Below are 12,067 nucleotides of genomic sequence, written 5' to 3' on the forward strand. Positions count from 1 at the left end.
ACACTGGGTAATTTTTATGATGATGGATGGCGCAGAAATTTATCCGGGATTATTATCAGCCGGTTTTTTATTTCCATTCCACATGGCTTTCACCAGATTTTCCTTGTGTATAACGCTTTCAAAGGCAACCCCAAGCACATGCACGATAACGAGCAGCAAGCTAAGGTTAGCCGCGATTTCGTGCGCTTCCTCCCAAAACTTTTCATTGCTCGGGCTTACCAGACCTGCAAGCGGGCCCAGATTCTGGTCAGCTGCATAAACGATCAGGCCTGATATTACAGTGACGAATAAGCTGACGATTAACAGCACTATCATGGCGGCTCCGGCCGGATTATGGCCGAGATAACGTTTAGCTTTTAACGCGACGGCATCCTTAACGTAAGCAACGGACCTGGCCGGAGAGCATAAAAAATTCGAAAATCTCGCGTAGCTGTTGCCTGCAAAACCCCAAAACAATCGAAAGACCAGTAAACTAAGCACCAGGTAGCCGGCCCATACATGGATCGTTAAAAGCTCGTCTTCAGTCAAATAAGCCGCAGAAAAACCGGCAACCAAAAGCCAGTGAAAAATTCTAAGCGGCAGATCCCAGATTTTAATTAATTTCGGTGATTCCATTGAGTATTCCTGAAAATATCAAAATAAAGCCGGGGAAATGTTCCGATACGCGCCAACTTAGTGGCTATAGTACGCTGCAATTGCATGGAAAGTCGTCATGTCGGCATGGATTGCCGACATCCAGAACACAGGGATGTGCTTGTAGCCATTGCCATCCGTGGCAGCTGGATTCCGGCAATCCATGCCGGAATGACGCGCTTTTCCTTAAGTTGGCGCATATGGGAGCAATTCCCCGGCAATTCGATTATTTATTTTCCGAGCCTTCATCAGCTTCATCATCCAATGAAACTTTAAGGACGCTCCCGGTTTTGCCATCGACCTTGACTTCATAAACCTTGCCGTCCTTGACTGTTTCAACTTCGAACTGAACGGTATTTGATTCCTCGTCCACTTCAGCTTCCATGGCTTTGCCGCCGGTTTTCTTTTCCGCCGCCCTGATCGCCTCGGTTAAAGAAATTTTGGCCTGGCTGAAAAGCGTTAACTCTTTGGCTTCCTTTTCCTTTGACTCGCCTGCTTGCGCCGCGTTAACGGCGGCGCCTGTCATGACTGCCGCCGCCAGCATCGCTGTCAGGATTTTGTTGGCTTTATTATGCATTGTCTTTCCTCTTTCATATCAGGCGGAATTGCCTGATTTCAGAAATAGAATAAGCCCGAATACATTGCCGGAAGCCTTCCGGAACTATACCATTTTGTAATGTTTGGCCGTTGACCGGCAAATCATTGAAAATCCGCATCCATAGCCATTAAAGCCGCCGGCATGGCCGGCAAAAAATCGATGAGGCACAAGTAAAAGTCCGTAAATCAAGCATTGAGCCTGTCAATGCTTGTCAATTATTTCCTCTTTCAATACATCAAAGGGATTGAAGGCAATAGCCAGACTGAGTTTCAGGTTGATAATGCAGGCGGCGGTGGTGCCGGTAAAAATGCAGATCATGATGGCGATCTGGTATTTTACCGCCAGCCAGGGTTCGCTGCCGCCCAGGATTTGTCCGGTCATCATGCCGGGCAGCGATACCAGACCCATGGTCGCCATGCCGGCGATAGTCGGATTGATTGCGGCCTTGACGGCCAGGCGAAAATAGGGCCGCACGGCTTCCCAGCGCGACGCGCCTAATAATAAAAAGGTTACATACTCGTTTTCGCTCTTGCGCAAGGCTGAATAGAAGCGCTCCAAAGCGATGACGTTGCCTTGCAGACAGTTGCCGAGAATCATGCCCGCCAACGGCACGAGGTAACGGGCATCATAAAAGTGCGCCGGCTGGATAACCAGGATCACCAGATAGGCGGTGGTGAACAGTATGCTTGAAGCAATGGCCGTAAAAGTGGCCAGAAAAAAATAACGCGCTTTAAGCCCGGCGCGCTGCAGGATGCTCCAGTCGGCGACCAGCAGCATCATCAATATCCACAAGCCATTAAACCAGGGGTTATTAAGGTGGAACAACATTTTCAGATAGATGCCTACCAGCATTAACTGAATGCTCATGCGCAGGATGCTGACGGCGATGTCCCGACTCAAACGCAGACCGATCAGCCACAGCAGCAGCCAGGGCAGCACGCAGAGACCATAGAGCAGCGCCATCTGCGGCAGGGCGATGTCAAGTGTTTTCATGTCACATCCTGAATTAACCGGCCCTCTTCCAGCTTAATAACCCTGTTGCAGCGGCTTATCCAATCGGGATCATGCGCCACCGACAGAACGGTCAGGCCGGGATCGGAAAAAACCTCGAAGACGGCCTGTTTGCTTGCTTCATCCAGCGCACTGGTAACCTCGTCCAGCAGATACAGGTTTTTTCCCAACAGCAGGCCCCGAGCCAGCGCAATGCGTTGTTTCTCGCCGACGGAAATATGATTGCTCGCCTGCTTTAAAATATCGGCCGGCAACTGCAGCCGCTGCAATGCTTCAATCAATTGAGCTTCCGCAGGCTGCCGGCCCCGATGCGCTTTAAACTGAAAAGGCAGCAGCAGTGCTTCCCGCACGCTGTCAGCGCCCAGCACGGGCTCCTGGCCAATATAAGCGGTGCAGCTTCGAATGGCCTGAACGGATAGGTAATCCAGCGGTTTTCCCCGAAAATAAACCATGCCCCGGCTTAGGGCGTGAAGACCTAACAGCGTCCTCAGAATGCTGCTTTTACCTGAACCGGATTTGCCGCATAAAACAGCTTTTTCACCGGGGAAGAGCTCAAAGCTGATGTCAGATAGAATTGTTTTTTCATGGGCATTGACCGAGACATGTTCGAATCGAATGATAGGGGTCATTAGGGTAAGACGGGTATTAATTTGAATTCGCCATTAAAAAAATGAAGTTGGCGATTATTAATACCTAACACGCCGTAAATGTAAAGCCAGCTTACCCCCATTATTATTTTCCTGTAAATCTTTAGGGAACCTCTGAACATTGCGCTAGTCCCAATTGTCAAGTTCAAACTTTGCATGAGGAGACATTTAAAGAATATGGCCACTACATTACTTACGCCGAAAGCCGAACTCGTCGCCAAGGCGCATCAGCAAATGCAGCACGAACTGTCTGATACTCTGTGGAGCATGACCGAAAAGCTGGCTCTCACCTGCCGCATCCTGTTCGATGCCGGACATGATTCCGGCCTGGCGGGACAAATCACTGCGCGTGCTGAAACGCCGGGCGCCTATTACACGCAGCAATTCGGACTGGGTTTTGACGAAATCACGCCGTCCAACCTGGTGCTTGTCGATGAAGACTTAAATGTCATCGAAGGCACGGGCATGGCTAATCCGGCCAATCGTTTTCATAGCTGGGTCTATCGCGCACGCCCCGACGTGAACTGCATTATTCATACCCATCCGCTGTATATTGCCGCCCTGTCGATGCTGGAGACGCCACTGGTAGTATCGCATATGGACATGTGCCCCCTGTTCGACGATTGCGCCTTTTTAAAGGACTGGCCGGGCATACCGGTCGGCAATGAGGAAGGTGAAATCATCTCGACAGCGCTGGGCGGCAAGCGGGCGGTTTTACTGTCCCATCATGGCCAATTGGTAGCGGGCAGCACCATTGAAGAGGCCTGCGTGCTGGCCGTGCTGTTCGAGCGCGCCGCGAAGATGCAGCTGATTGCAATGGCCGTCGGCGAAATCAGGCCCATACCGCAGGCCTTGGGCTGCGAGGCCCATGACTGGATATCCACGGCGAAGCGCAGCCAGACGTCATTTGCCTATTATGCCCGCCGCGCCTTGCGAAGCCATCCCGATTGTCTGGCTTGATTATCCCGATAAGCAGTAAAACAGGAACTCATTTTTATCCAGGTCGTTATTTCATCCAACAGAAGGACTTACAGTATGTCAAATCATCTTTTTAAAGGCATTATCTCCTACCCCATTACTCCTTTTAACGCCGAAGACGGCGGAGTTGATATTAAAACCCTGGGGCGCCTGATTGATCGTCTCATTGAAGACGGCTCGCATGCTATCGCGCCTCTGGGCAGCACCGGCGAGAGTGCCTATCTGAATGTTGACGAATGGTACGAAGTAGCGGAAGCTTCCGTAGCACAGGTCGCCAAGCGGGTGCCGGTGGTAGTCGGGATATCTGATCTTACTACCCAGAATGCCGTGCGCCGGGCAAAATTTGCCGAGACGGTAGGCGCCGACGCCGTCATGGTTTTACCTATTTCCTACTGGAAGCTCAGCGAGCGGGAAATCTTCCGGCATTACGCTGCAATCTGCGAAGCCATCAGTATTCCGGTCATGGTTTACAATAACCCGGCCACCAGCGGCATTGATATGACGCCGGAGTTAATCGTGCGCATGGTTAAGGAAATTGACAATGTCACCATGGTAAAGGAAAGCTCCGGGGACATTCAACGCATGCACCGGCTATTTCACCTTTCGAATGGAGAGATCCCCTTTTATAACGGCAGCAATCCCCTGGCGCTGGAAGCTTTCGCCGCTGGCGCGACCGGCTGGTGCACCGCCGCTCCCAACCTGATCCCCGAATGGACGCTGCGGCTGTATGAGGCATCCGAAGCCGGCGATTTAAAGCAGGCGCGCGAAGTGTTCTACAAACAGCTTCCGCTGCTGCAATTCATTCTTAAAGGCGGGCTGCCCACGACCATCAAGGCAGGCTTGAAACTGCAGGGATTTGAAGCAGGCGCTCCACGCAAGCCTTTGCTTCCTCTGGATAGCGCCGGCCAGAATGAGCTGGCTGCAATGCTTAAACAATTGCATGACTGATGGTTACGCAGGGCCTCAGTAGCAGCGCCGGCATACGGCAGGGAGTCAGCTTTGGCTCTCCTGCCTGCCCGACGCCCGTTAGGTAAAGGCAAATCTGCCCGAGGCGCAGTAAGACCGGTATTCAATATAACCGGCTGTATTAACGCAATTAACGCAAGCCGGCAGGCTCTTTACGGTGCTCATCATCTCCCGGCGAATTATTCTGGCACTCCCTGCCGGAACGATACAATCATATTTACGGCAGTGATAAATCCAGTCAGAGACTTCGGAAATCACCACTGTTTCGATTACAGCTTACAGGCTGAGCATTAATCAGCTCAACCTGTAATTTTCTCACCATTAGCAGTGCCTATAACCCCTGCCGTTGCGATAAATCGCAGAGCATCCTCAACAGTCATATCTATTTCCACTACATTTTCCCGGGACACAATGACTGTATTTCCACCCATTTGATAACTGAATGGCAGAAATACGGCAACTTGGTCTTTAGCGATAAAATTTGAAAACTCTTCAGAATCTGAAACAGTAATAAAGCCTATCTGCAGACCATTGCCATCCGGTACCTTGAGTAAAACCACCTGTTTAAATTTTCCTTTCTGCTGGCCGGAGAACAGCGAAATAAAATCGCGTATTGCTGTGTATATGGTTTTAACAACGGGAATCTGGACTACCAGTTGTTCAAAGTTATTGAACCACTTGCGGAAAGTTTGAGACTCCAGGAAGCCTCCGAAAAAAAACACTACCACCAGACCTAAAACAAAGCCCAGGCCTTTTATATACCAACTGTCGGGAAAGAAGAACTTGAAGATATTTCCCAGCGCCAATTCGGCAGTGCCGGCCAGCCAGAAGAGCAGATAGAGCGTGAGGGTAATCGGGATAATAGCAATTAACCCTTTAAGGAAGGTCTTACTGACCGGTTTCATTTCCAATTTCCAGTTATTATTATTCATAAGCGGTAATAATTTTTCCAAATAAAAGGGTAATGTTTCTTATTAACAGATTTAAGCCGTAGAGATTTCATCTCCAGTGAGCGCCTTATTAAATCTTCAGCCTGCGCACAACAATTAAAATCCTATCGATACCCTGCCCCGAGCATCGACAATAATGCGGCGCCCATAGCCGCAGCGCCTACCTTTCACAAAATAAGCCTTTATCCGCATTGGCTGTGAACCAGGGCGAAAATAGTTCGCCTACAGAAAAGGCGGCGGTGCTATTTCCCAATCCCGCATTGCCTGTTCTCCGGGACGATCAATTTTAATTTTGCCGCTCTCGGTCGAGATTACCCAGCTTACCGGGATATAGTGGTACTGACCGGTCTGATCTTTCTTCAGCCGGATAAAACTGCCTCCCTCGGCCTGGTCGACAGTGGCAAATTGTCCGCCCTGGGAGCAAACGACGGGCATGCCAGGTTTAATCTGGTCAGTAGTAATCATAGCTTTTCTCCTGTCCGCTCAGTGTCTGAACGTGTTGGATTTATATTCTTTTGGCAATAATTCAGGCAAAATTAACATGCCCTGTAGATTATGCAAACCTAACCGGCTTACTCGAGTTATTGTTAATAATGAGAGAGACACTGCCGGCCTCGTTAATCCTGTTTAAAAATTAATCTCTTTTACGCAGTTATCACGATCAGGTCTGTGCCACTTCCAACATACAAAATAACTCATAAGCATCGGTTGCCTTACATTTTATCCCGGCTTTTCCCGCAAGGGAAATTAATTCAACTCTACTCCAGGACAAGCTTGTCAGACTTTTAAAAATCGGAATTCTGGATGAATGGGCTAAAACAGATTGCAGGCGCCAGGATTAGAACAGAGCCTCAGTCCGGTGGAAAGGCGCTTTCAGCCCCGACATTGCCGAGGGTTATGAAAATGACAGAACTTCACTCTGATCATTAACGATCAGTGACATTTAAAGCTTTATAATTTCCGTTGTTTATTCAGCCAGGCCGGCCTCGCAAACGAAGGTTTTAGGGCGCGGAATGCCGCTGTTCTTACCCACTCGAAGTGGTGTAGAATCGATGAAGGCAATCCTTTTTGGAGTTTAGCAAAGGCTTAGGCGGCGGCGGTGGCCGCACGATGACGCCGAGAGCATTTTTTGATTTACTTACCAATGCCCGTTAAAATTTTTACTATTATCCTCTTAATCATTGATTTATGGAGATAAACAATGAGCAATCAATCAACTACCGAGTACCTGTCAGCCCACGAGTTTTTCTCAGGATTCAGCGATGACGTTTTCAAATTCCTGTGCGAGTCCTCAAGCATGCACGAGATCAAAAAGGGGCAGATACTGTTTCAACAGGGCGAAAGCGCGGACAAGTTCTATGTGGTTCGCAAAGGGCGCATTTCCGTACAAATACCGGCGATACTAGGCCCGCCCCTGGAAATCCAGACTCTGGGCAAGAACCAGGTATTGGGCTGGTCCTGGCTGATATCACCCTACAAATGGAATTTTCAAGCCAGGGCCGAAGAAGATTCGGAACTGCTCATGTTTGACGGGAGCGCCATACTGGCGCGATGCGAACAGGAGCCGAAATTCGGCTACATGCTGTTAAAGAAATTTGCAGCATTGATGTCAATGCGTCTTGATGAAGCACGTCGTAAGATGATGGATGAATGGAACCCGGCCGGGTTTGCTTAGGAAGTATTCATACACAGCCAGAAGCCCTAGACACAAGGCTGAGCATCGTCTGTCAGTTGCTGCCTTGGCATGCGGCGAAACTGCTTCAATTTCAGAAAGAAGCGTTTTAAAAAGAAGCGGGACGTGCAACGCTTCGTATGAAAGGCGGGTCACCCTTCAAAAGGATGAGCAGTTCGAAATGAAGTGTCATGACATTAACGAAACTTAACCGCCAGCGCTGACTCCTGAAGGGGCGGGTATTAGAACGGCTCTATTAATGAATTGACCGGCGTTCAAGTATTGAAGCGAGCCACACCGATATTACCTATGAAATCCGGACACCTCGAGGGCCAGGCGTTCAGTGATCGGCCTGTGTCTTTGGCAGCTTATTCAGCCAAATCGCCAGGGTCATAGAAAAATCCCGTGTGCCGTCCAGATAGCGATGTATGCGTGACCTACAGGCAGGCTTTTGTAGCTTATCACCTTGTAGAAAGTCAATTACTGTAACTTTTCTATATAATAGAAAATATGAATTGATGAATTCGGATGTGCACAGCGTAAGCAGCTATCAAAGCCAAGGCTTAGCAAAGTTTATAAGGAACGGGCTTGTATGGAACTAGCCCCTAAGGAGGTAGTATAGGTGTTGGTGATATCCTGTTTATTTAGCATATCCGGCTAATCAGTGTAAAAAGTGTTTTTGCGCGAAACCCATCTTGCCTGAACCGCTTCCTGTTGAACCGCTTGTTCCACCCCGTTATGATAGGGCCTATGAAGGCAAAGGAATATTCGATTTGATGATGATTTGCGAACCCAAACCGGATTTCCGCGAACTGGACATCATCGACAGAGGCACCCGAATCGAATTCGAGCACAGAACGAAAAATGTTGCGGGCATCTACTTGATGTCTCGGTTATTTATGTCGTACTGGACAATCTCAACACCTATAAAATAGCTTTCTTGTATGAGCTTATCCAGGCGAGCTAGCGCACTGTTTGTCGGAAGACTGGAATTTCGCTGCACCCCAGACACGGTAGTGGATTGAATAGTGCGGAAATTGAACTGGGTGGATTGTTAAAACCGCGTTTGTCGCTACGCCTTCCACACGAAGAGGAGACCCGGCTTCGTGAAATGGAGCGCACTGCTCAAACGCTTTGCAAGCGGGTGCAGGTAGAGCGTCTGACCGAGCTTGCATAAAAGCTGTAGCCCAACGTCCTGATTGGCAACATATCCTGATCGACAGTACGGGTGCACATGACTACGACGGTGCCGCGGGAGCCTTGTTGCAGTTGACTCGATTCAGGGCAGGCGCTCTTCTTGGCGATAATGGTTATAACAGCGATGCCTTTGTCGAAGCCATCCGGAAACAAGGTATGCAGCCTTCAATGCACTTCTTAGCAAGTGGCTGCAGCCGTCATAGTCATTGGTTTCTCTATAAAGAATGTCATCTGATTAACTGTACTTTCGGTAAATCAGATATTACCGGCGAATGTTCTCACGATTTGAAAAGCTCTTCAGAAACTACATGGGCTTCATCCGTTTCGTTTCAGCTCTGATTTGGCTGCAATAAAATGTCAACAGAACCTAGGCTATATCCTTGCGTTTCAAGATGACTAGCGACGGGCATTAAGCAAAAAGTAGTGTTTGCAATAGCTGTGTTAATCCCGTAAATAGACAAAAAAGGGCTTCTACAGCTTGGCATTCATCTTTATTTCGAGATGATATAATATCAAAATTATTATTGTTGAATCATTATGCTGCAAAAAATCAAAGGGTTAATAAGGGAATTAGGCTTTCTAAATACCATACTTCACTTGACCAATTATTTTTTTCTTCGTTTTAAAATACCTTTTCGAGTTTTCAAATATTATTTTGTGGCTCAAAGATTATATGAAAAAAGCTTATTACCGGATAGAAGAGGTCGTAATATCGGAATTTCTGATATTCCCTCAAAAGTCAAACCCCACCCATGCCCACGGCCGAATGCAGTAATCATTGATCGTTATCAGCAAGGGGCCGTATGTCTAGGGGCCTATAAGGAACACGAATTTGCCGGTTGCTTTTGGTACATAACAGACAAATATAAAGAAGATGAAGTGAATTGTTTATATAAATTAGCTAACATTGATTCAGCATGGGATTTCGATGTATATGTTGTTCCGAAATTCAGAATGTCTCCAGTGTTTTTAAAACTATGGGATGATGCCTCTAAGCATTTGATAGAACAGGGTATTCACTGGTCCTTAAGCCGAATTTCTGCGTTTAATGCCAGATCTATATCCTCACACTTACGAATGGGCGCTCAATTAGTGGGTTGGGCATGCTTTATATGTACGGGGTCTTTTCAACTTACAATAGCCAGTATATTTCCTTTTCTGCATATTTCATTTAATAAATCATCGTATCCTGTCTTTATTTTAATGCCACCCAAAAATTAATATTTTTTCAGAATGTTAATTAATAAACCAACAATTATAGGATTTTTATGTCTGTTCAACATCAAGTTATTTCTATTTTAACAGAGGTATTACAGTTAAATAGTGGCATAGTTTCGACCATGACACTGGATACTCACCTATTAGGTGCGATCCCGGAATTTGATTCTATGGCGGTGGTTTCAATTTTGACTGCTTTAGAAGATCACTATGGCTTTTTGGTAGAAGATGATGAGATTGATGCCGGCATATTTGAAACCATAGGCACCTTAATTACTTTTGTTGAAAAGAAATCAAGCGAATCATAGTAAGGAGTTATTGATTGCGAAAATTGTTGCTTTTGTTTGATTTGTTAATTCGAACTGCTTTTATGAAATCCCGGCGTAAATGCCTGAATGAGCAAAGCCAGTGCTTGATAAAAGGGGATACTGAATTATGTCTTCAGTGATGCCTGTATTTATTCCTGGTCAAGCCGGTCGATTATTTGCTATTTATCACCATCCAGCTACAGGTGAGAAAGCAAAAAAAGCAATTTTACATATTCCCGCTTTTGCAGAAGAAATGAATAAATCCCGTCGTATGATAGCGATGCAGGCACGGGAGTTTGCTAAAAGCGGCTATGCAGTATTGATATTCGATTTGTTTGGCACTGGCGATAGTGAGGGGAAGTTCTCTGATGCTACCTGGGAAATTTGGAAGAATGATGTTCATACCGTATGCCAATGGCTAATTGAACAGGGAATTTTGAATATCAGCTTGTGGAGTTTGAGAAGCGGGATATTATTGGCAATGGATTTTCTTGAAGATGCAAAAATTAAGTTCGATAGAATGTTGTGCTGGCAACCGGTTTTGAATGGCGAGATATTTATCATGCAGTTTTTGCGTCTGCGTGTTGCCGCGGCACTAATGGATAAAAGCGCACATCCTGAGAAGGCATCTGATCTTAAACAGCAATTACTTGATGGAAAAGTTGTTGAAGTCGCAGGTTACACCTTACATCCTGATTTAATTAATCCGTTAATGAAATTGTTTTCAGATAACATTCATTTTTCAAAAATTGATAATATCAATGTTTTTGAATTGATCAGTAGCTGTGAAAAAGGGATATCCCCCGGAATTAACAAGTTGATTGAGTCTTTACAACAAAGAGCTCATTTGGTTTCAGTACATGTTGTGGTTGGCAGTTCCTTTTGGTCGACTCAAGAAATTGCTGAAGTCCCGGAATTAATAACACAAACAGTTAATAGTCTGTATTGAAGAAATACCGGTAATGATGAATAGAGAAATCCCGATTATTTTCCAATGTCATCAAGACAATTTGCTGGGCATTATTCACCAGCCGGTCTGTGCTTCAAAATTAGCTGTGTTATTCGTTGTCGGGGGCCCGCAATACCGGGTCGGCAGCCACCGGCAGTTTGTATTATTGGCAAGAATGCTGGCGGCTCATAACATTCCGGTCATGCGTTTTGATTATCGGGGTATGGGCGATTCTGAAGGAGAACCCCGGTCATTTACTTCTATAGACGATGATATTGCTGCTGCCATAGCCGCTTTTTATCAAGTTTGCCCCGAAATATCGGGAATAGTAATTTGGGGTTTATGCGACGCCGCGTCAGCGGCTTTATTTTATGCCTATCAGGATGAGCGTGTGCAGGGGCTGGTCTTGTTAAATCCCTGGGTATATACGGAACAAGGGGCTGCAACTGTCTATCTTAAGCACTATTATTTACAGCGTCTGTCAAATCCTGATTTTTGGCGCAAAATATTCAGCTTGAAATTTGATTATCTTGCCTCTTTGTCTTCTTTCGTGACGATAACTTGCAAAATGCTGAACAAGTCAACAGGAGCAGGTCATAGCGTTGACAAAACGGTTGATAAAGTTGATCCAAACCTGAGTTTGCCTGTCAGGATGAAAGAATGCATGCGCAGATTCAAGTATCCGGTGTTGTTGATTTTAAGCGGTAAGGATTTGACGGCAGATGAATTCAAAGATGCCGTCGCTACCGATGCCGAATGGCAGGGATTATTGGCAGATGGCCGGGTAAGCCGTTATGATTTTACGGAATCGGATCATACCTTTTCTTCCAGCCTGTGGCAGGATCAGGTTGCGGACTGGACGTTAGGCTGGCTAAATGATTTAAATCAGAAGTTGCAATAACATGCGTCAGTACAATCGTATCACGCGGGTATAAGAAAT

Annotated in this window: 14 protein-coding genes; 7 read left to right on the forward strand and 7 right to left on the reverse strand. The window is 46.6% G+C overall.

The window, feature by feature from the left end:
- Positions 1 to 39: 39 nt before the first annotated feature.
- From HUX64_RS00675 to HUX64_RS00690, 4 genes are all read right to left on the reverse strand, one after another.
- Positions 40 to 615, reverse strand: a complete 576-nt coding sequence (locus HUX64_RS00675; protein WP_174624321.1) for a cytochrome b/b6 domain-containing protein — start codon at positions 613 to 615, stop codon at positions 40 to 42.
- A 244-nt stretch (positions 616 to 859) separates the two neighbouring features.
- Positions 860 to 1,210 carry a PepSY domain-containing protein gene (locus HUX64_RS00680; protein ID WP_174624322.1) on the reverse strand — a complete coding sequence of 117 codons (351 nt, stop codon included), beginning with the start codon at positions 1,208 to 1,210 and terminating at the stop codon, positions 860 to 862.
- A gap of 222 nt (positions 1,211 to 1,432) precedes the next feature.
- The gene (locus HUX64_RS00685) at positions 1,433 to 2,224 is read right to left on the reverse strand and encodes an ABC transporter permease (protein ID WP_174624323.1); all 792 of its coding nucleotides are present in this window, start codon (positions 2,222 to 2,224) and stop codon (positions 1,433 to 1,435) included.
- Complete coding sequence (locus tag HUX64_RS00690; protein WP_174624324.1) at positions 2,221 to 2,871, reverse strand: ABC transporter ATP-binding protein; 651 nt, start codon at positions 2,869 to 2,871, stop codon at positions 2,221 to 2,223. The genes HUX64_RS00685 and HUX64_RS00690 overlap by 4 nt, the downstream gene beginning before the upstream one ends.
- 195 nt (positions 2,872 to 3,066) lie before the next feature.
- Here HUX64_RS00690 and HUX64_RS00695 point away from each other — a divergent pair, with 195 nt between their 5' ends.
- Positions 3,067 to 3,849 carry an aldolase gene (locus HUX64_RS00695; RefSeq protein ID WP_174624325.1) on the forward strand — a complete coding sequence of 261 codons (783 nt, stop codon included), beginning with the start codon at positions 3,067 to 3,069 and terminating at the stop codon, positions 3,847 to 3,849.
- A gap of 75 nt (positions 3,850 to 3,924) precedes the next feature.
- Positions 3,925 to 4,815 carry a dihydrodipicolinate synthase family protein gene (locus tag HUX64_RS00700; RefSeq protein WP_174624326.1) on the forward strand — a complete coding sequence of 297 codons (891 nt, stop codon included), beginning with the start codon at positions 3,925 to 3,927 and terminating at the stop codon, positions 4,813 to 4,815.
- A 317-nt stretch (positions 4,816 to 5,132) separates the two neighbouring features.
- Here the strand turns inward: HUX64_RS00700 and HUX64_RS00705 are convergent, their stop codons facing one another.
- Positions 5,133 to 5,765 carry a DUF502 domain-containing protein gene (locus HUX64_RS00705; protein WP_246246849.1) on the reverse strand — a complete coding sequence of 211 codons (633 nt, stop codon included), beginning with the start codon at positions 5,763 to 5,765 and terminating at the stop codon, positions 5,133 to 5,135.
- Positions 5,766 to 6,005: 240 nt separating this feature from the next.
- Complete coding sequence (locus HUX64_RS00710; protein WP_174624327.1) at positions 6,006 to 6,248, reverse strand: DUF2171 domain-containing protein; 243 nt, start codon at positions 6,246 to 6,248, stop codon at positions 6,006 to 6,008.
- A gap of 736 nt (positions 6,249 to 6,984) precedes the next feature.
- Between HUX64_RS00710 and HUX64_RS00715 the strand changes: the two genes are divergently transcribed.
- Positions 6,985 to 7,458: a Crp/Fnr family transcriptional regulator gene (locus tag HUX64_RS00715; RefSeq protein ID WP_174624328.1), complete on the forward strand. Its 474-nt coding sequence runs from the start codon at positions 6,985 to 6,987 to the stop codon at positions 7,456 to 7,458.
- Between the two features lie 1,122 nt (positions 7,459 to 8,580).
- On the opposite strand, the gene HUX64_RS00720 is transcribed toward HUX64_RS00715, so the two are convergent.
- On the reverse strand, positions 8,581 to 8,805 hold the full coding sequence (locus HUX64_RS00720) for a hypothetical protein (RefSeq protein ID WP_174624329.1): 225 nt from the start codon (positions 8,803 to 8,805) through the stop codon (positions 8,581 to 8,583).
- 384 nt (positions 8,806 to 9,189) lie between these two features.
- Between HUX64_RS00720 and HUX64_RS00725 the strand changes: the two genes are divergently transcribed.
- The 4 genes from HUX64_RS00725 to HUX64_RS00740 all read left to right on the forward strand — a co-directional run bounded on the left by HUX64_RS00725 (position 9,190) and on the right by HUX64_RS00740 (position 12,028).
- Positions 9,190 to 9,873, forward strand: coding sequence for an N-acetyltransferase (locus HUX64_RS00725; RefSeq protein ID WP_174624330.1), 684 nt, complete (start codon positions 9,190 to 9,192; stop codon positions 9,871 to 9,873).
- Between the two features lie 47 nt (positions 9,874 to 9,920).
- On the forward strand, positions 9,921 to 10,178 hold the full coding sequence (locus HUX64_RS00730) for an acyl carrier protein (protein WP_174624331.1): 258 nt from the start codon (positions 9,921 to 9,923) through the stop codon (positions 10,176 to 10,178).
- Positions 10,179 to 10,305: 127 nt separating this feature from the next.
- Positions 10,306 to 11,127 carry a hydrolase 2, exosortase A system-associated gene (locus HUX64_RS00735; protein WP_174624332.1) on the forward strand — a complete coding sequence of 274 codons (822 nt, stop codon included), beginning with the start codon at positions 10,306 to 10,308 and terminating at the stop codon, positions 11,125 to 11,127.
- A 13-nt stretch (positions 11,128 to 11,140) separates the two neighbouring features.
- A complete protein-coding gene (locus tag HUX64_RS00740; RefSeq protein ID WP_217426370.1) occupies positions 11,141 to 12,028 on the forward strand; it encodes a hydrolase 1, exosortase A system-associated in 888 nt (295 codons plus the stop codon).
- Positions 12,029 to 12,067: the final 39 nt, after the last annotated feature.

This window comes from Candidatus Methylobacter favarea, assembly GCF_902806695.1.
GTDB lineage: Bacteria > Pseudomonadota > Gammaproteobacteria > Methylococcales > Methylomonadaceae > Methylobacter_B > Methylobacter_B favarea.

Excerpts from the sequence above, each read along its gene's own strand:
- HUX64_RS00675 (WP_174624321.1), bottom strand. The coding sequence starts at position 615 with ATGGAATCACCGAAATTAATTAAAATCTGGGATCTGCCGCTTAGAATT.
- HUX64_RS00680 (WP_174624322.1), bottom strand. The coding sequence starts at position 1,210 with ATGCATAATAAAGCCAACAAAATCCTGACAGCGATGCTGGCGGCGGCA.
- HUX64_RS00685 (WP_174624323.1), bottom strand. The coding sequence starts at position 2,224 with ATGAAAACACTTGACATCGCCCTGCCGCAGATGGCGCTGCTCTATGGT.
- HUX64_RS00690 (WP_174624324.1), bottom strand. The coding sequence starts at position 2,871 with ATGACCCCTATCATTCGATTCGAACATGTCTCGGTCAATGCCCATGAA.
- HUX64_RS00695 (WP_174624325.1), top strand. The coding sequence starts at position 3,067 with ATGGCCACTACATTACTTACGCCGAAAGCCGAACTCGTCGCCAAGGCG.
- HUX64_RS00700 (WP_174624326.1), top strand. The coding sequence starts at position 3,925 with ATGTCAAATCATCTTTTTAAAGGCATTATCTCCTACCCCATTACTCCT.
- HUX64_RS00705 (WP_246246849.1), bottom strand. The coding sequence starts at position 5,765 with ATGAATAATAATAACTGGAAATTGGAAATGAAACCGGTCAGTAAGACC.
- HUX64_RS00710 (WP_174624327.1), bottom strand. The coding sequence starts at position 6,248 with ATGATTACTACTGACCAGATTAAACCTGGCATGCCCGTCGTTTGCTCC.
- HUX64_RS00715 (WP_174624328.1), top strand. The coding sequence starts at position 6,985 with ATGAGCAATCAATCAACTACCGAGTACCTGTCAGCCCACGAGTTTTTC.
- HUX64_RS00725 (WP_174624330.1), top strand. The coding sequence starts at position 9,190 with ATGCTGCAAAAAATCAAAGGGTTAATAAGGGAATTAGGCTTTCTAAAT.
- HUX64_RS00730 (WP_174624331.1), top strand. The coding sequence starts at position 9,921 with ATGTCTGTTCAACATCAAGTTATTTCTATTTTAACAGAGGTATTACAG.
- HUX64_RS00735 (WP_174624332.1), top strand. The coding sequence starts at position 10,306 with ATGTCTTCAGTGATGCCTGTATTTATTCCTGGTCAAGCCGGTCGATTA.
- HUX64_RS00740 (WP_217426370.1), top strand. The coding sequence starts at position 11,141 with ATGATGAATAGAGAAATCCCGATTATTTTCCAATGTCATCAAGACAAT.